The sequence below is a fragment of the Lysinibacillus telephonicus genome, assembly GCF_039654155.1.
In the GTDB taxonomy this organism is placed as follows: domain Bacteria; phylum Bacillota; class Bacilli; order Bacillales_A; family Planococcaceae; genus Ureibacillus; species Ureibacillus telephonicus.
Genome location: NZ_CP155468.1, coordinates 15,001 through 36,185, shown reverse-complemented (window position 1 = coordinate 36,185; position 21,185 = coordinate 15,001). Strand labels below are relative to the sequence as shown.

Here is a 21,185-nt window from a genome sequence, read left to right as displayed (position 1 = left end):
TATTAAGGCTGTGGTGGGAAGTTCCCATATAGTGAAATAATGAAAGAAATAGGTAATGAAGGCATCATATTTTCATGCGGTTGATTCCCTCCCATAGACATAACAGCAGTTGAACTCATTGGAACTGTAGGAAGTGGATTTCCACTAGAATTTTTATCATTCGAGTAGTTCGAATATCCACTCGTTACCGCCCATAGCATATTGCTTGGTGACGGCTCATTTCCATTTGCTGATGTAGCGTGAACAGGATGTTTATGATTTGGGATTTGACTTTCGGTTAATGTAATTTTTTCTGTACCACCTGAGACACCTAATGGATATTTTGGACTCACATGAATTGGAATACGTCCTCTTAAATCGGGTAAATTAAAAGTAGTTTGTCCATCTCCACCATATGTCGTTCCTATTAAGGCAAACAGCACCTCATTCTCAGAAATATTTAATGTTTGTCCATTGCAAAATGCCCAACCATTCGGGGCAAAATTCCCTGCAAACATTCGGATCTCCCCTACATATGACTCACTCATTAAAAGACACTCCTTTCCAACATTCGGAAAATTTAAATAATTTAAATTATTTTTGCACCACATCAAATCTCATAGCTAAATAGGGATCTACTTTCTCGATAACATAAAAACCACATCGCTCATACAAGTTTTGAGCAGGATTTCCTTGTAATACATATAGCGTGACATCCATCCTTTCCATAATTGCAACTTTTTGTATAGTTTTAATTATTTCCGTTCCATATCCTTTCCCCCTATACTCCGGTAAAAGTGAAATATCAACCAAATGAATACAATGCCTTTTCTTATCAGTAATCATCCTACCAATGCGTACACCCTCAAGGTAAATCATCTCGTAAGTTGCGTTAGGGAATCGAGTGTGAAAAGAATTTTTTTGTGCATCATACTGCATTTTTAACAAAGACTGGATTTGCTTTTCTGATAAATGTAACAATGTAAATTCCTGAATTCTTGTAGAAACAAACAACTTATACATAAAAGACTCATCCTCAGATGTACAATTCACAACCTTTAAAACCAAAGGCATCACTCTCTTCCTTGTTATCAAGTATAAAGGGTATAACTTTATGGATACTTTACCATAACTTAGTAAATATTTGGTTAAATTTTTTGTTAATAGTTTGGTAATTATTAAAAATTTATACTGAAAACTATTGTTCAATAATCTTATCTTTGGTAAGTGTTTAATCCATTGATGGAGCAGATGCACACCAATAGATTTAGCAAAGTTTTTCCCTAGAACATCACCTTCCAAATATTTTTTTACGATTTCTATTTTTAAATTTCACCATAAAAAATACACCTCCAATTGTTATGTGTGTCTAACAATTGGGGCGCAGTTAACTAAATGAATTCGACTTTTTAACATTTATTTATTTAAATTTCTCCATAAACTTCTCTAAGCGATCCATTCCTTTTTCTAACACTTCTAAAGGTTGTGCAAACGAAAGACGAATATAGCCTTCTCCAGCATCCGAAAATGCACTTCCCGGCACAGTAGCAAGCTCTTGCTCCTTTAATAACGCAATACAAAAATCAAAGGATGTCATTTTTGTATTTTTTATAGATGGGAAAATATAAAATGCTCCTTGAGGTTTTACAACATCAATCCCCATTTCAATAAGGCGTTTATATACGTAATTTCTACGTTCCTGATACTCTTTTTTCATTTCAATAGGATCATTTAATCCATTTGTCAACGCTTCAAGAGCTGCATATTGGCTAATGCTCGTTGCACAACTAATATAATAGCCGTTTAATTTCGTCATTTCCTTTGTTATATAGCTAGGTGCAAGAGTATAGCCAATTCTCCACCCTGTCATTGAGTGAGATTTTGAAACTCCATTAATTACGATCGATTTTTCTCTCATTCCTTCATAGGAAGCAATGGATTTATGCGTTTTTTCGTAGATGAGCTCGCTATAGATTTCATCTGAAATGATAAATATTTCTTTATCTTTCATTAATAACGCTATTTTTTCTAATTCCTTTTCATCAATAACCGAACCGATTGGATTGCTTGGAGAAGGAAGGATAATACATCTTGTTTTTTCTGTTAAATGCTTCTCTATTAACCCAGCTGTTAAAACAAAATCTGTTTCCGCTGTATCAACACAAACTGGAACCGCACCACAAAGCTCGATTAGTGGGATATAACCCGGATAAGCTGGGGCAGATAAGATTACTTCACAGCCTTCATCTAAAATTGTTCTTAATGCAATCGTTAACGCTCCGGATGCACCATGTGTCACGATAACTTCATCTTGTGGGTTATAACATAGTCCGTAATTTTCTTCATAAAATTTTGTGATAGCTCTACGTAATTCTAAAATACCTGCATTCGGAGTATAGGATGTATAGTTTTGATCAATTGCATCCTTTGCCCTTTCTTTCACATGCATAGGTGTCGGAAAGTCTGGTTGGCCAATTGTTAGATTAATAGCATTTGGATAATCAACGAGCATATTGGTAAACTTGCGAATGCCAGAAAGCTCAATTTTCTTTAAATTTTTATAAATTAAATGTTCCACTATATTGGCTCCTTCTCATATACTTCAGTATTATCGAAATATTTCATTTAGTTTATTATAAAACATTATCGAAACTAAGGGCCCACAATTTAATCCCCGAAGATTTCTCGAAGGAACCTTTCTCGATTCTCTAGAAAATATCTCGTAATTTTATAGTGGTCCGTCTCTTCAAATTCAACCTCGGATATTGTCCCCTCATCAAAACTAAAGATTGTAGCATCCGGGTAACCTAGAAGAATCGGTGAATGTGTAGCAATAATAAATTGGCTATTTCCCTCTGATGCTAGGTCATGTATAATTTTTAAAAACGAGAGTTGTCTTTGCGGTGATAGTGCAGCCTCCGGTTCATCCAATAAATAAATTGATTTTCCTCTAAAGCGATTTAAAAATAGCGATAAAAACGATTCTCCATGGGATTGCTCATGTAAAGAGCTGCCGCCATAAGCGTTATAGACACGTATATCCTCCGCTCCTATTTCATCAATATGTGTAGCAAAATTATAAAAGGATTCTGCTCTAAGAAAGAATCCATCGGTTACTTTTGGCAGCCATGACAGCCGAATAAATTCCCCAAGTGAGGAATTAGAAAATGGCACATTATAATAGTTGTTGCGTCCGCCGCCTGCTGTATTAAAGCCACATTTATCTGCAATTGCTTCCAGCAATGTAGACTTTCCCGAACCATTTTCACCTACGAAAAAGGTTACATTGTTGTCGAAATTCAATTGATGCAAATTTTTTATAGAAGGGATTGAGAATGGGTATTTCTTATATGTTGGAATCAATTCATGCTGAAGTTCAACTCTTTTTAAAAACATTATTTCACAACCTCTGTTTTTTCCAATATTGTAACATTCATCTGGTTATTTTTGTTTTAACTAAACTATAATTCTAAAAGTCTTTTGAATTTCGCCCTATCTTAACTATTGAAGGCTACAGTAAACGAAGCCTCTGTTTTTTCTTTTACTTCATCTACCGTAACCCCATCTGCTGTTTCAATCAATACCATTCCTTCATCTGTAAAATCAAATACCGCCAGGTCAGTTATTAGACGATGTACAACGCTTTTTCCTGTTAAAGGTAATGTACAGGATTTTTTTATTTTCGATTCACCATGCTTGGATACATGCTCCATAATGACAATAACTTTTTTAGCTCCTACAACTAGATCCATGGCGCCACCCATTCCTTTTACCATCTTTCCTGGGATCATCCAGTTTGCTAAATCTCCCTTTTCAGAAACTTCCATGGCTCCCAAAATAGCTAAATCAATATGTCCTCCACGAATCATAGCAAAGGATTCGGCGCTATCAAAAAATACAGCACCTAAAACAGCAGTCACTGTTTCCTTCCCTGCATTTATTAAATCTGCATCTACCACATCCTCCGTTGGATATGGTCCAATGCCAAGCATGCCATTTTCCGATTGTAATAACACATTTACATTGGGAGGAATCTCATTTGCTACAAGTGTAGGCATACCAATACCTAAATTTACATTCATGCCGTCTTTTACTTCCTTAACTGCTCTTTGAACAATTCGCTGTCTCGCACTTTGCATGATTATACCCCCTTTGTTTGGATTGTTAATCGTTCAATTCGTTTTTCATAATTTTGACCAAGGATAACACGCTGCACATAGACACTAGGAGTATGAATTTCATCAGGATCTAATTCTCCAACTTCCACAATCTCCTCAACTTCTGCAATGGTAATTTTTCCTGCTGTTGCTGCTATAGGATTGAAATTTCGAGCTGTTTTTCGATATACAAGATTGCCTAGCTTATCTGCCTTCCAAGCTTTTACTAAAGCAAAATCTCCTATAATCGCCTTTTCAAGTAAATATTCTTTCCCATCAAAAGTTCTTGTCTCTTTTCCTTCAGCGATTGGCGTTCCAACTCCTGTTGGTGTATAAAAAGCGGGAATTCCAGCACCACCAGCTCTAATACGTTCAGCTAACGTTCCTTGAGGAGTTAACTCAACTTCTAACTCTCCGCTTAAAAATTGTTGTTCAAAAATTTTATTTTCTCCAACATAAGATGCAATGATCTTTTTTATTTGCTTGTTTGCAAGAAGCAGACCGAGTCCCCAATCATCAACACCACAATTATTACTAACTATCGTTAAATTTTTAGTCCCTCTTTTTTGCAATGCTGCAATACTCTTTTCTGGAATGCCGCTTAATCCAAAACCGCCAACAACTAATGTAGCACCATCATGAATATCAGAAACTGCTTCCTCAAATGATGTCCATACCTTCTCATTTGCCATATATGTCTACCTCCTAGTACTAATAAAATAGGCAATTAACCTTGTCCTATTAATATGTATGTTTTTAATCCCTCTCTTAAAACGTATAGTCAATCTTTTAAACTCTTATGAGGACTAAATTTCTCTATTAACGAAATAAATGCATCATTCAAAACATACTATTCTCTTGAAAATACTTTTTCGGTATCTTTCAAAAATAAAACGAAGGGAGAGATTGGAACAATGAAATTTTTAACTAAGCTTTCAAATATGATAATGGAAAAATGTTTACCTGATCCTTATATTTTTGTAGCAATCTTAACCGTTTTAGTTTTATTATTAGGCGTCGTTTTAACGCCTTCATCCCCATTAGATATGGTTGTGTATTGGGGAGACGGCTTCTGGGGATTATTATCCTTTACAATGCAAATGGTCGTCGTATTAGCGGCAGGTCATATCTTAGCAAATAGTCCCGTTTTCAAACGGTTTTTGTCATCTATGGCTAGTAAAATTAAGAAGCCAAGCAGTGCAATCATGATTGTTACATTTGTATCTCTTGTTGCATGTTGGATTAACTGGGGCTTTGGATTAGTTATTGGGGCTTTATTTGCAAAAGAAATAGCACGTCATGTAAAAAAAGTTGATTATCGTTTATTAATCGCTAGTGCCTATTCAGGGTTTATTATTTGGCATGGAGGACTTGCGGGATCTATCCCACTTTCTATAGCAACTGAAGGACATCCATTTGAAGAGCTTATGGGCGGTGTTATTCCTACTTCAACTACCATTTTCTCACCTTATAACTTATTTATCGTCATCGTTATCGGATTTACATTGCCATTATTTAATCGATGGATGATGCCAAAAGAGGAGGATGTGGTAGAAGTAGACCCAAGTTTATTAATAGAAGAGGAGCAAAAATTTCCCCCAGCAGAAAGAACATTTGCTTCTTGGACAGAAAGAAGTTCTTTATTAACAATATTAATTGGACTTATTGGCATTTCATATTTAATTTATCATTTTACGACAAAAGGTTTTGCTCTCGATTTAAATATCGTCAATACGATTTTTATTATTTTAGGTATCATTTTACATGGAACACCGCAGCGTTTTTTAGCAGCGGCTCAGCAAGCGATAAAAACAACAAGCGGCATCGTATTCCAATTCCCATTCTACGCGGGAATTATGGGCATGATGACAACCTCTGGGCTAGCATTTGTATTTTCACAATGGTTCATAAGTATTTCAAATGACTTTACATTCTATTTATTTACGTTTTATTCTGCTGGTCTTGTAAACTTCTTTGTTCCATCAGGTGGAGGGCAATGGGCAGTTCAAGCACCTATTATGCTAGAAGCTGCAAACGTTATTAATGCAGATACTGCAAAAACAGCTATGGCAATTGCATGGGGCGATGCTTGGACAAATATGATTCAACCGTTCTGGGCATTGCCAGCACTAGCCATTGCCGGATTAAAAGCAAAAGATATTATGGGATTCTGCTTATTCGTTCTTATTTTTACTGGAATTATTATTAGCGTTGGACTTTTATTCCTCTGATAACTTGGATTTTAAAATATACTTTAAATTATGTATGTCGAACTTCTGGGGTAGTTTTCTTTACATGAAAATACTTCCACTCCAGCATAGATAATGCGATTGTCTGCTTTACCTTTCGTCGCAGAAATGGGATGTTTCATATGAAACATCCTCTTTTTCTGTAACTTTTCCCTTTTTGAAAAGTCAAATTTAGAAAGGAAGGTGAACAATATGAAGAAACTACTTTTTACCATGATGATCACTTTATTATGTATTTCTTTAATAGGCTGTGGAACTAAAGATGATACCTCAAGTTCGAAAATCCTAAGTAACGCAGAGTTTAATGAAGATGATTACTATGAATTAGTACAACCGAATAACACTCTCGGATTTCAATTGTTATCAACGGCACCTAAAGATAATGAGGGTAATTTATTCATTTCCCCAACAAGTTTGTTGATGGCATTAGCAATGGTTTATAACGGGGCAGACGGAAAAACAAAAGAAGAAATGGCTAAAATTTTAGGCCAGCAAACTGACCAAGTAAATAAAGCAAATGCTTCTTTAATAAACAGGCTATTACAAACTTCCGATAATGTAGAATTGGCAATTGCAAATTCTATTTGGTTAAACGAAAATTATCAATTCCAAGATGATTTTAAAATCAATGTGCAAGATTATTTTAATGCTGAAATTAATGAGATAAATGTAACCGATAATGAGTCAGTTACGAAGATAAATAATTGGGTAAAAAAAGAGACGAATGGAAAAATAAATAAAATTGTACAAGATCCGTTAGACCCCGATTTAGTGTCCATCTTACTGAATGCCATTTATTTTAAAGGAGACTGGAAATACGAATTTGATAAAAATCAAACTAGTGAAGATACATTTTATGGACAAACTAAGTCAGCTTCATTTATGAAGCTTGAGGAGGAGCTGTCGTATCTTGAAAATAATTTATTTCAAGCGGTATCACTTCCTTATGGAGATGGAACATTAAGTATGAAAGTATTCTTACCAAAGAAAAATGTTAGTTTAAAGGAAGTAGAAGATGAACTTACACAAGAAAATTGGCAAAAATGGAGCTCGCAGTTTACTAAAAAAGAAGGGACTCTTCTACTTCCTAAATTTAAGCTAGAGTATGAGATTGAATTGAATGATGCTTTAAAAATGCTCGGGATGCCAACTGCATTTGAAAAAGATGCTGATTTCTCAAACATGATACAAGAAAGCGTCCCACTATGGATTAGCAAAGTGAAGCAAAAAACATACATTGATGTTAATGAAAAAGGAACAGAAGCAGCTGCAGCAACATCAATAGAGGTGGTAACAGAATCTGCAATTATCTCTGATTCATTTTATATGAATGTAAACCATCCCTTCATTTTTTCAATTGTAGATGATGAAACGGGGATGATTTTATTCCTCGGTTCTATTTCAAGTCCAAAAAATTAAATAAACCGAGCTAGGTCTACAAAAAGTAGATGTTGCTCGGTTTTTTTTAATTAAAACAAAATTTACTTTGGTGCAATTACTTCTTTTCCACCCATATATGGTCTTAAAACTTCTGGAATCACAACAGAGCCATCTTGTTGTTGGTAATTTTCTAAAATCGCTGCAACTGTACGGCCAATTGCAAGCCCAGAACCATTTAATGTGTGTACATATTCAGGTTTTGCTCCTTGTTCACGACGGAATCGTATGTTGGCACGACGAGCTTGGAAATCCTCAAAGTTTGAACATGAAGAGATTTCACGGTACATATTTTGCGTCGGCATCCAAACTTCTAAATCGTATTTTTTCGCTGCAGTAAAACCAAGATCAGCTGTACACATTAGTAGTTTTCGATATGGTAAACCTAATAATTGAAGTACTTTTTCAGCATGACTAGTTAATTTTTCTAATTCATCATAAGAATCTTCAGGTTTTACAAAACGAACTAATTCTACTTTATTGAATTGGTGTTGGCGAATAAGTCCGCGCGTATCACGGCCAGCAGAACCTGCTTCTGAACGGAAACATGCACTGTATGCAGCAAAACCTTTTGGTAAAATATCACCGTCAATAATTTCATCACGGAAGAAGTTTGTTACAGGTACTTCTGCAGTTGGAATCATGAAATAGTCAGTGTCTACTAATTTGAATACATCTTCTTCAAATTTAGGCAGCTGACCTGTACCTGTTAAGCTATCACGGTTTACGATGACAGGTGGCAGCATTTCTTCATATCCATGTTCCTCTGCATGTAAATCCATCATAAAGCTCATTAAAGCACGTTCAAGTCGTGCACCTAAACCACGATAAAATACGAAACGGCTACCTGTTACTTTACCAGCACGTTCAAAATCTACAATTTCTAAATCTGTTGCTAAATCCCAATGAGGTTTTGCTTCAAAATCAAAGTTTGGCAACTCTCCCCATTTTAGTACCTCTACATTATCATCTTCCGTAGTACCTACGGGAACTGATTCATGAGGAATATTTGGCAGACGCATCATCATATATTCAAACTTTTCTTCTACTTCACGCAGTTCAGAGTCCAGTTCTTTAATTTCTTCTCCAACTTGACGCATGCGGGCGATTACTTCATCTGCATTTTCTTTATTTCGTTTCATGACAGAAATTTGTTCAGATACTTTATTGCGTTCAGCCTTTAATACTTCAGTTTTTGCTATTAACTCGCGGCGTTTTGCATCCAATTCTTCAAATTCGTCTAAATTTCCTAGATCCTCGTTACGTGTGAGAAGGATTTTTTTTACTTCTTCAAAATTATCACGGACACGCTTAATATCTAACATGTTAATTCCTCCATTATTTTGATTATCGATTATAAAAAGTAAATTTTTCTCTATTTTTATAGAAAAAAATAAAAAAAGCCCTCATCCCTATAAAGGGACGAGAGCTACCCGCGTTGCCACCCTAATTGATTAGACCTACATCTAATCCACTTATCAAATAACGGCTTTTCAACCGGCCTGAGCCTACTGCGAATTCAGCTCGGCAACTCAAGGACGGATTCACAAGTGCTTTTATCAGCTTCCACCACCCGCTGACTCTCTTAAAAAAACGTGCTTGTTACTACTTCCTATCATCGACGTTAACATATATTATGCCTCATTTATTTTCAGTACGAGGCCATTTCTTTCAAGTCGCAATGAAGCAACAGAAAAAAGAAATAAATTTACCCATAGAGTACTATATGCCGTCCAATTTTGCAAGTGAAGTGTGATTGAATTGTTGTATCATATCAACGAAGTATTTAATTATTCGAACATCTTCAGTTAACTCTGGGTGAAATGAACATCCTAAAAAATGACGATCACGAGCGAGTACAATTCGATTATCAAAAGTAGCTAAAATCTCAACATTTTGCCCTACAGAAACAATATGTGGAGCTCGAATAAAAACTGCTGGAATGTTCCGACCAATATTTTTTATAGAAAGCTCTACTTCAAAGCTATCAACCTGTCTTCCATATGAATTCCTCTCAACAACAACATCCATTAAACCAAGGTGAGGTGATTCACATCCTACTACTTTACCTGCTAGTAATATTAAACCAGCACAAGTCCCGAAAACAGGCATTCCTTCCTTAGCTAATGTTCTAATTGGCTCTAACAAATTGTTTTGATCTAATAATTTTCTTATTGCAGTACTTTCCCCGCCAGGTAAAATAAGTCCATTCAAACCTTTTAAATCTTCTGTACTTTTTACAGCAACTGCAACACAACCAACCTTCTGTATTTGTTGAATATGCTCTCTAACCGAACCCTGTAATGCCAACACCCCTATTTTTAACATTACCAACCACGCTCCTGCATCCGTTCACTATCATGGAGTTCAGCTATATCAATTCCTTTCATAGGTGTACCAAGTTCTTTAGAAATTTCTGCAATCAATTTATAGTCTTTGTAATGTGTTGTTGCTTCAACAATAGCACGAGCAAATTTCTCTGGATTTTCTGATTTAAAAATACCTGACCCTACAAATACACCGTCCGCGCCAAGCTCCATCATTAAAGCCGCATCTGCTGGTGTAGCAACACCACCGGCCGCAAAGTTTACAACAGGTAGACGGCCTAATTTTTTAATTTCGACTAGAACTTCATAAGGTGCACCTAGCAGCTTTGCTTCCGTCATTAATTCATCACTATTCATATTAACTACTCGACGAACCTGTGCATTTACTTTGCGAATATGACGAACTGCTTCTACAATATTACCTGTTCCTGGCTCGCCTTTGGTACGCAGCATTGAAGCACCTTCTCCAATACGTCTAGCAGCTTCTCCAAGATCGCGGCATCCACAAACAAACGGTACTGTATAATCGCTTTTTAATAAATGGAATTCTTCATCAGCAGGTGTCAGTACTTCACTCTCATCAATATAATCCACACCCATTGCTTCTAAAACTCGCGCCTCCACAATATGACCGATTCGCGCCTTTGCCATGACAGGAATAGTCACAGCATTCATCACTTCTTCTACGATTCGAGGATCTGCCATACGTGCTACTCCTCCTGCTTTTCGTATATCTGATGGTACTCTTTCTAATGCCATAACGGCAACTGCACCAGCAGCCTCTGCAATTTTTGCTTGTTCGGCATTTATGACGTCCATAATGACTCCGCCCTTTTGCATTTCTGCCATTCCACGTTTAACTCTTTCTGTACCCACTAATTTCATTTTAAAAAACCTCCCCAACATTTATTGATTTTTAGTATAATGAAAATTGACCATATAGAAAGAGTCAATATCACAAAAAATAATAAGGTCAGTTAGGAGTGAGTCAAATGGACATGCTCATTTTTGAACTTGAAAAAAATAGCACAAAACCCTTATACGAACAGCTTTATTTAGGAATAAAAAATGCAATTATTAATAAACAAATCGAAGTAGGAACTAAATTGCCTTCAAAAAGGAAATTAGCCGATTTTTTAAATATAAGCCAAACAACAATTGAAATTGCATATGGTCAATTACTTGCAGAAGGCTATATTGCATCTAGGCCACGTGTAGGTTTTTTTGTTGAAGAAATCGATGAACTTCCATATGTTGAAAAGGAACAAGTAAATCAAACATTTGTAAAACATGAAGCAAAACATTTTGTTTACGATTTTCACCCAGGGAAAATCGATACTGAATCATTTCCATTCTCTATTTGGAGGAAATACGCAAAAGAACTTTTTGATAATAGCTCAAAGGAATTTTTACAAATTGGGGAACCTCAGGGTGAATATGCATTACGTTTAGAAATTGCAAAATATTTATATCAATCCCGTGGAATAGTATGTAAACCTGAACAAATCGTCATTGGATCTGGGACTGAACATTTACTTCCGATGATTTTACGTTTAATTGAAACGGATTCCAAGTTTGCACTCGAAAATCCTGGATACTCTGCGATTCCACGTATTCATTTACAAAACAAAGCTATCCCTATTTCAGTAGATGAGGACGGTTTAATTGTAGATGAGTTAGAAAAAACAGATGCTAATATCGTATATATCACTCCATCTCACCAATTCCCTACTGGCGCCGTTTTATCCGCTGCGAGAAGAACTCAATTATTAAAATGGGCAGCCAAAAGCGCTAACCGGTACATTATTGAAGATGATTATGATAGTGAATTTCGTTATATTGGAAAGCCAATTCCTGCACTTCAAGGTATGGACCAAAATAATAAAGTGATTTATATGAGCACCTTTACAAAATCATTAATGCCTTCCTTGCGCGTTGCTTATTTTGTATTGCCGCCAACTCTTTTACAAAAATATAAAGAAATTTTTAGCTATTATTCAGCTACTGTTCCAAGATTTGATCAGCATATTTTAGCTAGCTTCATGAAGGATGGACATTTTTCAAAACATTTGAATCGAATGCGGAAAATTTATCGAAAAAAACATGATAAGCTTACTCATACGTTGTCCACCTATTATCCTTATATAAAAATTAAAGGTGATCATGCTGGAATGCACATATTAATTTCTATACCAATAGAAAAAAGTGAACAGGATTTAAAAATACAGGCAGCCCTTTCTAATATTGCAGTTTATTCAGTATCGGACTATGTATTAAAGCCGATAGAGGTAGAGTGGCCAACTTTTTTACTCGGATTCGGTGGTATTCCTTTAGAACAAATAGAACCTGCTATCCACCAATTAATGTCTTGCTGGGGTGTAAGAAAAGCATAATTTTTTCTAGTTTCGTGCTATCACAGATCATTCCCTATTAGAAGATACACGATTCATTATGCGAGTTTTAAAGAATAGTCAACATTAACACCAAAAGGGCTTCCTAAATAAATAAGCATTCAGCCAAGATTAATTTTGATCTCAGAATTCGGAAAAACAAACGGAGCTGTCTCTTTAACTTTGAGACGCTCCGTTTTTCTATTGATTTATTAATTCTATATTATAATTTTCAAACCATCGATCAATTTGAATTAAATAAGCAAGCAATTGTGGACCAGCCATTAATTGACCAAACCAAGGCACTTTAAATGAGGCTCCTCCAGTTTGAATAAGTTGGTCTAATTGCTCTTTTTCAAATAGCTCATGTAAAATCGATTCTTTTCTTTGCGTTAAACCTTTTAATACTTCCTTAACTCCCTCTGTGTATAAAGGATGATATGTTTTCGGATACGGGTTCTTTTTACGATATAGTACTTCTTCCGGCAACAATCCTTCTGTCGCCTTTCTCAAAAGTCCCTTCTCCATATTTCCCACATTTTTCATTTCCCAAGGAATATTCCAAACATATTCAACGATACGGTGATCTGCAAATGGTACACGAACTTCTAAGCTTCCACCCATACTCATCCGGTCTTTTCTCTCTAACAATGTTTGCATAAAATAACGCATATTTAAATAAAATAATTCACGTTGTTTTGCTGCTTTCGGGTCCTCTCCTTCAAGCTTCGGTGAATCTTTAATTGCTTCTTCAAATGCATGCTTCATAAATTCTTTTAATTGAAGACGAGATTGCCATTCTTTTCGCAAAAAACCTTCTCTTTCATCAATTGAACGTATCCAAGGAAATAAAGTGTAGTCTTTGTGGAACCATGGATAACCACCGAAAACTTCATCCGCACATTCACCCGATAAAGCAACTGTAAATCCTTCCTTTATTACCTGACAGGCAACTAACAACGAACTATCGATATCAACCATTCCAGGTAAATCTCTAATCATCATTGCTTCTTCTAAGAAATCGATTAATTGTTGTTGAGAGATAATGATGTCCGTATGTTTAGTATTAAATTTGTCACACATTTTATCTATCCAGTAGCGATCTTGACTCGTCTGAAAATCATTTTTTTCAAAGAACTGCTCGTTTCCTTCGTAATCTATAGAATAGGTGTGTAATATTTGACCTTCCCCATTATACGTATTTGCAGCAATTGCCGTAATGATACTTGAGTCTAGCCCACCTGATAAAAAGGTGCAAAGCGGTACATCTGACACAAGCTGACGTTTTATCGAATCTGTCACTAAAAAGCGAACATGTTCAACAGTTTCTTCAAATGAATGTTCATGCTTTTCACTTTTCACATTCCAATAACGCCATTTTTTCAACCCGTCTTTGGAAAATTTCAATGCACTGCCAGGCTCTAACTCTTCTATCCCTTTTAATACACCATTACCTGGTACTCTTGAGGGCCCTATACTTAATAGAGCAGCTAATCCTTGGCGGTCAATTTGTGGTTTTACACTTGGGTGCGCAAGAATTGCTTTAATTTCCGAGCCAAATAAAAAAGAACCTTCACTTAAAGAGAAAAAGAAAGGTTTAACCCCTAATCGATCGCGAAAAGCATAAAACGCCTCTTCTTGTTCATCCCAGACAGCAAATGCAAAAATTCCATTTAAGTAATCAACACATTGCTCTTTCCATTCAATAAATGAAGCAAGCAATACTTCTGTATCAGATTGGGTTGTAAATATATACCCTCTTTTCAAAAGCTGTTGACGCAGTTCCTCTGTATTATAAAGCTCTCCATTGTAAACCATGACAAACGACTTGTTTTGATGCATTTTTGTCATTGGCTGCTTTCCACCAATTAAGTCTATTACAGCTAATCGACGATGCCCTAACAGAGCATGTGTGCTGCACCAAACATTGCCATCGTCAGGCCCTCTCTTTTTTAGTGTTTCTGTCATTCCTTCGACAATTTCTTTGCGATTCTCTATTGATTGTGTAAAATCAATCCATCCTGTTATGCCGCACACTTTTTTCACGCCCCTTCACCTACTAGCATATGAAAGTCTCGTGCAAACTTATTTTGTCCTAGAAAAAAAAGAGTGTGATTGATAAGATGCCTCAAATTCTTTTTGAGACAATCTAATCTTCACACTCATTTACTAATTTAATTATTTAAACAATCCACCGACAAATCCAGTAATGCCACCCCATACGTCTCCAAAGAAGTTGCCGATGCCTTGGAAGAATAGAGAGATAGCTCCTGCACGTTCAACTTTATCAGTTGTTACAACATCTGCCGAGAAATCTTTTCCGTCAATAAAACCATAGTCAGTGCCTTCAGTACGCTCAAGTACTACTTTACCAACTACTGTTCCTTTTTTAATATCAGCTTCTAATGTATCTTTTTCTAATACTAATTTCGGCTTATATAAATCCTTTTCATTTGTTTTTACCATAAATGAAATTGGTTCTTTTACTGCGATATCTACACTATCTTCTTTCCCTTTTGTAACCGAAACTGTCTCATTACCTTCAAACACATAATTTGCTGGAATAATCTCTTGTTTTGAGAACTGGCCAAAACCATAGTCTAATAGCTTGGCCATTGCATCAAAACGAGCAGTTTTATCACTGTCTTTTCCAGAAGAATCAACAGCATTCATTACAACTCCAATTAAACGTGTACCATTACGTTCTGCTGTACCAGTAAAACATGATCCAGCAAGATTCGTTGTACCTGTTTTTAACCCATCGACACCTTCATACTCTGCGACTAAGCCTGGTAACATCCAGTTCCAGTTAGCCATATTAATTGCATCATCCGTACCTTCTCGGAAGACCTTTTTAGGAATACTTGAAGTCTCTAAAACTTCCGGATGATCTTTTAATAGATGATAGGCTAATTTAGCAACAGAACGTGCTGGCATAATATTTTCATCTTCTGGACCTGTACCAGCTGGATGCATGCCAAATAAATCAGAATTATTTAACCCAGTTGAGTTTACAAATTTATATCCTTCAAGACCAATTTCTTCTGCCTTTTTATTCATGAGCTTTAAGAATTCTGTTTCCGTTCCAGCAATTGTTTCTGCAATTGCAACAGTTGCTGCATTTGCAGAATAAATAGCCATCGCTTCATATAACTCACGAATTGTATATGTACCATCCTCGCGAAGTGGAACATTACTTAATGCACGGTCATGTGACATTCGGTATGTATACTCATTAACACGATATTCTTGATCCCAAGAAATCTTACCTGCTTTAATTGCATCTAATAGAATGTATTCAGTCATCATTTTTGACATACTTGCAATTCCTAAAGATGTATCAGCATTTTTTTCATATAATATTTTTCCTGTATCTGCATCAATTAATATTGCAGCATCTACAAGTAAACCTAAATCTGTTTCAGCGCTTGTACTAACAGGCTTAGCAACAAATAAGCTAATCAACAGAATAGGAATCATCATTAAGCTTAACCAAGATGTTTTCCTTGTTGTTTTCACAAAAAAATACCTCCAATATAATTTTTACTGTTCTTTCGCCATTTTATCATAGATTGTGCAAGAAAAGTGTTACGTTTAGATAAAAAAAACTCTTTTAACGTCTAATTATGACGTTAAAAGAGTGAAAAAGTTGCTACTTTTTTGCTAAGTTTTGAGCTTATGCTTTTCTTATTGAATTGAATAGTTAGGTGCTTCTTTTGTAATTTGTACATCATGTGGATGTGATTCACGAAGACCAGCACCAGTCATACGTATGAATTGAGAATTTTCACGTAAGTGTTGAAGATTTGGTGCTCCGCAGTAGCCCATACCTGCACGAATACCACCAACTAATTGGTCGATTGTATCTGCCAATGGCCCTTTGTATGGAAGTCTTCCTTCAATACCTTCTGGAACAAGCTTTTTCGCATCTTCTTGGAAGTAACGATCTTTTGATCCTTGTTCCATCGCTCCTAAAGAGCCCATGCCTCGGTACACTTTAAAACGTCGACCTTGGAATATTTCTGTTTCTCCTGGTGATTCAGATGTCCCTGCAAGTAATGAACCAAGCATTACAACATGTCCACCCGCTGCTAGAGCTTTTACAATATCTCCGGAATATTTAATACCACCATCTGCAATAATCGCTTTACCCATTTCACGAGCAACTGTTGCACAATCATAAATTGCTGTAATTTGAGGTACACCAACACCTGCAACAACACGAGTTGTACAAATTGAACCTGGGCCAATACCAACTTTTACAACATCCGCACCTGCTTCATACAAAGCACGTGTAGCTTCACCAGTTGCAACGTTTCCTGCAATAATCTCTAATTCCGGATATGTTGCACGAATTTCTTTAATTGTATTGATAACACCCTGAGAGTGACCATGTGCTGTATCGATTACAATAATATCTACTTGTGCTTCAACTAGTTTTTCAACACGTTGCATTGTATCTTTTGAAACACCTACTGCTGCACCAACAAGTAAACGGCCAAGACTATCTTTAGCAGCATTTGGGAATTCAATTACTTTTTCTATATCTTTAATTGTTATTAAACCTGTTAATTTACCATTTTCATCAACAATTGGTAATTTCTCAATTTTATACTGTTGAAGAATTTTTTCAGCTTCTTCTAAAGTTGTACCAACAGGAGCTGTAATTAACTCTTCTTTTGTCATAACATCTTCAATTTTTAATGAGTAATCAGAAATAAATCGTAGGTCACGATTTGTAATAATCCCTACTAATGTTTGCTCTTCCTCATTATTAACAATCGGCACACCCGAAATGCGATATTTCCCCATTAAATGTTCAGCATCAAATACTTGATGTGTTGGTGTTAAGAAAAATGGATTCGTAATTACACCATTTTCAGACCGCTTAACTTTTTCAACTTCTTCAGCTTGTTCTTCAATGCTCATGTTTTTATGGATAATCCCAATTCCACCTTGACGAGCCATTGCAATAGCCATTTTTGATTCAGTTACAGTATCCATACCTGCACTAACAATAGGAATATTTAGTTTGATCTTTGGTGTAAGTTGTGTTGATAAATCCACAGCCTTAGGTAATACTTCTGAATGTGCTGGTACTAATAAAACATCATCAAAGGTTAAGCCTTCTTTGGCAAATTTCGTTTCCCACATTTCGTAATGCCTCCTAGTTCTAAAAGAATATTAATTGTAAGATTATCAACATGAATTGTAAGTGTCAAGATTCTTAAAAAAGAAAGATAATTCCGACTATTAGAACTGTATTTTTCTATTAAAAACCCCAGTTATAAATAGTTTATTTTAGTAAATTTACTAAAACGAATGAAATTCTATACTATCTGTTTTTAGTTTTAGTTGATACTTTATCTTCCCCAGAGATTTAATGTTTTTTCATATATTTTATAATAAATTCTTCTTCTTTTATGCAAAATATTCCTATTGATATGAAATCATTTTATAAAAAGGGAACTGCCAAAGATTTTTTTACTTTTTATTTTCTCAGAACGTTTTTAATAGACACCATAATGTAAGAAAGCTTAACAAAAGGGGCTTACAATCAGAAGTACTCATCTATATTGTATTTCCTTACAATGTCCTACTCTCACAGGGGTGCCCACAACTACCATCAGCGCTATCTCGAAACGCAATAACACATCGGATTCCTGCGTCAACTTCGTCAGTGCGGTTCACGAACTTTGTACGCTGCGCTCCTCTCTTCCTCTCTTCCTCGTTTCCTTTCTTTCCTTGGTCCTCATACTTCTCGAATCTTACTGTTTAAATTATTTTTACTTATCGCGCCGAACTCGCCTTCGGCTTTTGGTAGTTGGGGGCTTTATTTTTACATAAAAAAAAACCGCTGAATCTCAGCGGTTTCATTTGCGAAGCGACGTCCTACCCTCACAGGGATATCCACCAACTACCATCGGCGCTATCTGCGAAGTGTGATGACACGGCGGAAATCTTCGTCATCTTCGTCGGTACGATGCTCGTGTACATTGTACACTCCGCTTCGTGCCTCCTCGATTCCTTGTTTTCCTTGGTCCTCACACTTCTCGAATCCTACTGTTTAAATTATCTTTACTTAATCGCGCCGACCTAACCTTCGATTCTTGGTAGTTGGGGGCTTATTTTCTACATAAAAAAAACCGCTGAATCTCAGCGGTTTCATTTGCGAAGCGATGTCCTACTCTCACAGGGGGAAGCCCCCAACTACCATCGGCGCTAAAGAGCTTAACTTCCGTGTTCGGTATGGGAACGGGTGTGACCTCTTTGCCATCATCACTTCACTTGCACATGGATGTGCTGGCTTCGCCGTTGCAACAGGATGTTGCGCTCTTAGGCGAAGTTCCTTTATTAAATTGAGAGTTCGTTCTCTCAAAACTGGATAAAGACATTGAATGCGTTCAAAATTTTGGTTAAGTCCTCGATCGATTAGTATTCGTCAGCTCCATGTGTCGCCACACTTCCACCTCGAACCTATCTACCTCATCGTCTTTGAGGGATCTTACTTACTTGCGTAATGGGAAATCTCATCTTGAGGGGGGCTTCATGCTTAGATGCTTTCAGCACTTATCCCGTCCACACATAGCTACCCAGCGATGCCTTTGGCAAGACAACTGGTACACCAGCGGTGTGTCCATCCCGGTCCTCTCGTACTAAGGACAGCTCCTCTCAAATTTCCTACGCCCACGACGGATAGGGACCGAACTGTCTCACGACGTTCTGAACCCAGCTCGCGTACCGCTTTAATGGGCGAACAGCCCAACCCTTGGGACCGACTACAGCCCCAGGATGCGATGAGCCGACATCGAGGTGCCAAACCTCCCCGTCGATGTGGACTCTTGGGGGAGATAAGCCTGTTATCCCCGGGGTAGCTTTTATCCGTTGAGCGATGGCCCTTCCATGCGGAACCACCGGATCACTAAGCCCGTCTTTCGACCCTGCTCGACTTGTAGGTCTCGCAGTCAAGCTCCCTTGTGCCTTTACACTCTACGAATGATTTCCAACCATTCTGAGGGAACCTTTGGGCGCCTCCGTTACCTTTTAGGAGGCGACCGCCCCAGTCAAACTGTCCACCTGACACTGTCTCCTACCCCGCTAAGGGGTATGGGTTAGAATTTCAACACAACCAGGGTAGTATCCCACCGACGCCTCCCTCGAAGCTGGCGCTCCGAGTTCTCTGGCTCCTACCTATCCTGTACAAGTTGTGCCAAAATTCAATATCAAGCTACAGTAAAGCTCCACGGGGTCTTTCCGTCCTGTCGCGGGTAACCTGCATCTTCACAGGTACTATAATTTCACCGAGTCTCTCGTTGAGACAGTGCCCAGATCGTTACGCCTTTCGTGCGGGTCGGAACTTACCCGACAAGGAATTTCGCTACCTTAGGACCGTTATAGTTACGGCCGCCGTTTACTGGGGCTTCAATTCAGAGCTTCGTGATGCCACTAACCCCTCCTCTTAACCTTCCAGCACCGGGCAGGCGTCAGCCCCTATACGTCACCTTACGGTTTTGCAGAGACCTGTGTTTTTGCTAAACAGTCGCCTGGGCCTATTCACTGCGGCTCTCTCACGAGAGCACCCCTTCTCCCGAAGTTACGGGGTCATTTTGCCGAGTTCCTTAACGAGAGTTCTCTCGCACACCTTAGGATTCTCTCCTCGACTACCTGTGTCGGTTTGCGGTACGGGCACCTCCCGCCTCGCTAGAGGCTTTTCTTGGCAGCGTGAAATCAGGTACTTCGCTCATACGAACTCCCCATCACAGCTTGGCGTATTAGGAAGCGGATTTGCCTACTTCCACGCCTTACTGCTTGGGCGCGCATAACCAACAGCGCGCTTACCCTATCCTACTGCGTCCCCCCATTACTCAAACGGCGGGGAGGTGGTACAGGAATATCAACCTGTTGTCCATCGTCTACGCCTGTCGGCCTCGACTTAGGTCCCGACTAACCCTGAGCGGACGAGCCTTCCTCAGGAAACCTTAGTCATACGGTGGATGGGATTCTCACCCATCTTTCGCTACTCATACCGGCATTCTCACTTCTAAGCGCTCCACCAGTCCTTCCGGTCTGACTTCAACGCACTTAGAACGCTCTCCTACCACGTGCATCAAGATGCACATCCACAGCTTCGGTGAATCGTTTAGCCCCGATACATTTTCGGCGCAGCGTCACTCGACCAGTGAGCTATTACGCACTCTTTAAATGATGGCTGCTTCTAAGCCAACATCCTGGTTGTCTAAGCAACGCCACATCCTTTTCCACTTAACGATTACTTTGGGACCTTAGCTGGTGGTCTGGGCTGTTTCCCTTTTGACTACGGATCTTATCACTCGCAGTCTGACTCCCGTGTATAAATATCTGGCATTCGGAGTTTGTCTGAATTCGGTAAAGCGAGATGCCCCCCTAGTCCAAACAGTGCTCTACCTCCAGTATTCTTAATCACGAGGCTAGCCCTAAAGCTATTTCGGAGAGAACCAGCTATCTCCAAGTTCGATTGGAATTTCTCCGCTACCCACACCTCATCCCCGCACTTTTCAACGTGCGTGGGTTCGGGCCTCCAGTGAGTGTTACCTCACCTTCACCCTGGACATGGGTAGATCACCTGGTTTCGGGTCTACGACCACGTACTCATTCGCCCTATTCAGA

15 protein-coding genes, 2 rRNA genes and 1 other annotated feature (1 of these 18 running past the window's edge) are annotated in these 21,185 nt (G+C 37.9%); of the genes, 3 read left to right on the top strand and 14 right to left on the bottom strand.

Annotated features, from left to right (window positions below):
• Nucleotides 1-2: 2 nt before the first annotated feature.
• The 6 genes from MKY04_RS00140 to MKY04_RS00115 all read right to left on the bottom strand — a co-directional run bounded on the left by MKY04_RS00140 (nucleotide 3) and on the right by MKY04_RS00115 (nucleotide 4,828).
• The gene (locus tag MKY04_RS00140; RefSeq protein WP_126295309.1) at nucleotides 3-527 is read right to left on the bottom strand and encodes a phage tail protein; all 525 of its coding nucleotides are present in this window, start codon (nucleotides 525-527) and stop codon (nucleotides 3-5) included.
• A 46-nt stretch (nucleotides 528-573) separates the two neighbouring features.
• A complete protein-coding gene (locus tag MKY04_RS00135; protein ID WP_346235152.1) occupies nucleotides 574-1,002 on the bottom strand; it encodes a GNAT family N-acetyltransferase in 429 nt (142 codons plus the stop codon).
• Nucleotides 1,003-1,399: 397 nt separating this feature from the next.
• Complete coding sequence (locus tag MKY04_RS00130) at nucleotides 1,400-2,557, bottom strand: aminotransferase A (RefSeq protein WP_126295310.1); 1,158 nt, start codon at nucleotides 2,555-2,557, stop codon at nucleotides 1,400-1,402.
• An 89-nt stretch (nucleotides 2,558-2,646) separates the two neighbouring features.
• A complete protein-coding gene (locus MKY04_RS00125; protein ID WP_126295311.1) occupies nucleotides 2,647-3,375 on the bottom strand; it encodes an AAA family ATPase in 729 nt (242 codons plus the stop codon).
• 101 nt (nucleotides 3,376-3,476) lie between these two features.
• Nucleotides 3,477-4,118 carry a 3-oxoacid CoA-transferase subunit B gene (locus tag MKY04_RS00120; RefSeq protein WP_346235151.1) on the bottom strand — a complete coding sequence of 214 codons (642 nt, stop codon included), beginning with the start codon at nucleotides 4,116-4,118 and terminating at the stop codon, nucleotides 3,477-3,479.
• A gap of 2 nt (nucleotides 4,119-4,120) precedes the next feature.
• A complete protein-coding gene (locus MKY04_RS00115) occupies nucleotides 4,121-4,828 on the bottom strand; it encodes a CoA transferase subunit A (protein WP_346235150.1) in 708 nt (235 codons plus the stop codon).
• A gap of 222 nt (nucleotides 4,829-5,050) precedes the next feature.
• Here MKY04_RS00115 and MKY04_RS00110 point away from each other — a divergent pair, with 222 nt between their 5' ends.
• Both MKY04_RS00110 and MKY04_RS00105 read left to right on the top strand, forming a co-directional pair.
• Nucleotides 5,051-6,367: a short-chain fatty acid transporter gene (locus MKY04_RS00110; protein WP_346235149.1), complete on the top strand. Its 1,317-nt coding sequence runs from the start codon at nucleotides 5,051-5,053 to the stop codon at nucleotides 6,365-6,367.
• A gap of 210 nt (nucleotides 6,368-6,577) precedes the next feature.
• Nucleotides 6,578-7,804 carry a serpin family protein gene (locus MKY04_RS00105; protein WP_126295315.1) on the top strand — a complete coding sequence of 409 codons (1,227 nt, stop codon included), beginning with the start codon at nucleotides 6,578-6,580 and terminating at the stop codon, nucleotides 7,802-7,804.
• Nucleotides 7,805-7,866: 62 nt separating this feature from the next.
• Here MKY04_RS00105 and serS read toward each other — a convergent pair whose 3' ends face one another.
• The 3 genes from serS to pdxS all read right to left on the bottom strand — a co-directional run bounded on the left by serS (nucleotide 7,867) and on the right by pdxS (nucleotide 11,034).
• Complete coding sequence (serS, locus tag MKY04_RS00100; RefSeq protein ID WP_126295316.1) at nucleotides 7,867-9,147, bottom strand: serine--tRNA ligase; 1,281 nt, start codon at nucleotides 9,145-9,147, stop codon at nucleotides 7,867-7,869.
• A gap of 90 nt (nucleotides 9,148-9,237) precedes the next feature.
• Nucleotides 9,238-9,450, bottom strand: a binding site (T-box leader).
• Between the two features lie 94 nt (nucleotides 9,451-9,544).
• Nucleotides 9,545-10,150: a pyridoxal 5'-phosphate synthase glutaminase subunit PdxT gene (gene pdxT / locus MKY04_RS00095; protein WP_126295317.1), complete on the bottom strand. Its 606-nt coding sequence runs from the start codon at nucleotides 10,148-10,150 to the stop codon at nucleotides 9,545-9,547.
• Nucleotides 10,150-11,034, bottom strand: coding sequence for a pyridoxal 5'-phosphate synthase lyase subunit PdxS (gene pdxS / locus MKY04_RS00090; protein ID WP_126295318.1), 885 nt, complete (start codon nucleotides 11,032-11,034; stop codon nucleotides 10,150-10,152). The genes pdxT and pdxS overlap by 1 nt, the downstream gene beginning before the upstream one ends.
• A 107-nt stretch (nucleotides 11,035-11,141) precedes the next feature.
• Between pdxS and MKY04_RS00085 the strand changes: the two genes are divergently transcribed.
• The gene (locus MKY04_RS00085; protein ID WP_185807775.1) at nucleotides 11,142-12,542 is read left to right on the top strand and encodes a PLP-dependent aminotransferase family protein; all 1,401 of its coding nucleotides are present in this window, start codon (nucleotides 11,142-11,144) and stop codon (nucleotides 12,540-12,542) included.
• 198 nt (nucleotides 12,543-12,740) lie between these two features.
• On the opposite strand, the gene asnB is transcribed toward MKY04_RS00085, so the two are convergent.
• The 5 genes from asnB to MKY04_RS00060 all read right to left on the bottom strand — a co-directional run.
• Nucleotides 12,741-14,576, bottom strand: a complete 1,836-nt coding sequence (asnB, locus tag MKY04_RS00080; protein ID WP_126295324.1) for an asparagine synthase (glutamine-hydrolyzing) — start codon at nucleotides 14,574-14,576, stop codon at nucleotides 12,741-12,743.
• Nucleotides 14,577-14,717: 141 nt separating this feature from the next.
• Complete coding sequence (locus tag MKY04_RS00075) at nucleotides 14,718-16,022, bottom strand: D-alanyl-D-alanine carboxypeptidase family protein (protein ID WP_185807776.1); 1,305 nt, start codon at nucleotides 16,020-16,022, stop codon at nucleotides 14,718-14,720.
• Nucleotides 16,023-16,226: 204 nt separating this feature from the next.
• The gene (gene guaB, locus MKY04_RS00070; RefSeq protein ID WP_126295320.1) at nucleotides 16,227-17,693 is read right to left on the bottom strand and encodes an IMP dehydrogenase; all 1,467 of its coding nucleotides are present in this window, start codon (nucleotides 17,691-17,693) and stop codon (nucleotides 16,227-16,229) included.
• 1,017 nt (nucleotides 17,694-18,710) lie between these two features.
• Nucleotides 18,711-18,826 (bottom strand): 5S ribosomal RNA (rrf, locus tag MKY04_RS00065).
• Nucleotides 18,827-18,951: 125 nt separating this feature from the next.
• Nucleotides 18,952-21,185: ribosomal RNA gene (locus MKY04_RS00060) — 23S ribosomal RNA — on the bottom strand; it runs 686 nt beyond the window's last position.

Coding starts and splice junctions, on each gene's coding strand:
- MKY04_RS00135 (WP_346235152.1), bottom strand. CDS start 1,002: ATGTATAAGTTGTTTGTTTCTACAAGAATTCAGGAATTTACATTGTTA.
- MKY04_RS00125 (WP_126295311.1), bottom strand. CDS start 3,375: ATGTTTTTAAAAAGAGTTGAACTTCAGCATGAATTGATTCCAACATAT.
- MKY04_RS00085 (WP_185807775.1), top strand. CDS start 11,142: ATGGACATGCTCATTTTTGAACTTGAAAAAAATAGCACAAAACCCTTA.
- MKY04_RS00110 (WP_346235149.1), top strand. CDS start 5,051: ATGAAATTTTTAACTAAGCTTTCAAATATGATAATGGAAAAATGTTTA.
- pdxT (WP_126295317.1), bottom strand. CDS start 10,150: ATGTTAAAAATAGGGGTGTTGGCATTACAGGGTTCGGTTAGAGAGCAT.
- MKY04_RS00105 (WP_126295315.1), top strand. CDS start 6,578: ATGAAGAAACTACTTTTTACCATGATGATCACTTTATTATGTATTTCT.
- pdxS (WP_126295318.1), bottom strand. CDS start 11,034: ATGAAATTAGTGGGTACAGAAAGAGTTAAACGTGGAATGGCAGAAATG.
- serS (WP_126295316.1), bottom strand. CDS start 9,147: ATGTTAGATATTAAGCGTGTCCGTGATAATTTTGAAGAAGTAAAAAAA.
- MKY04_RS00115 (WP_346235150.1), bottom strand. CDS start 4,828: ATGGCAAATGAGAAGGTATGGACATCATTTGAGGAAGCAGTTTCTGAT.
- MKY04_RS00140 (WP_126295309.1), bottom strand. CDS start 527: ATGAGTGAGTCATATGTAGGGGAGATCCGAATGTTTGCAGGGAATTTT.
- guaB (WP_126295320.1), bottom strand. CDS start 17,693: ATGTGGGAAACGAAATTTGCCAAAGAAGGCTTAACCTTTGATGATGTT.
- MKY04_RS00075 (WP_185807776.1), bottom strand. CDS start 16,022: ATGATGATTCCTATTCTGTTGATTAGCTTATTTGTTGCTAAGCCTGTT.
- MKY04_RS00120 (WP_346235151.1), bottom strand. CDS start 4,118: ATGCAAAGTGCGAGACAGCGAATTGTTCAAAGAGCAGTTAAGGAAGTA.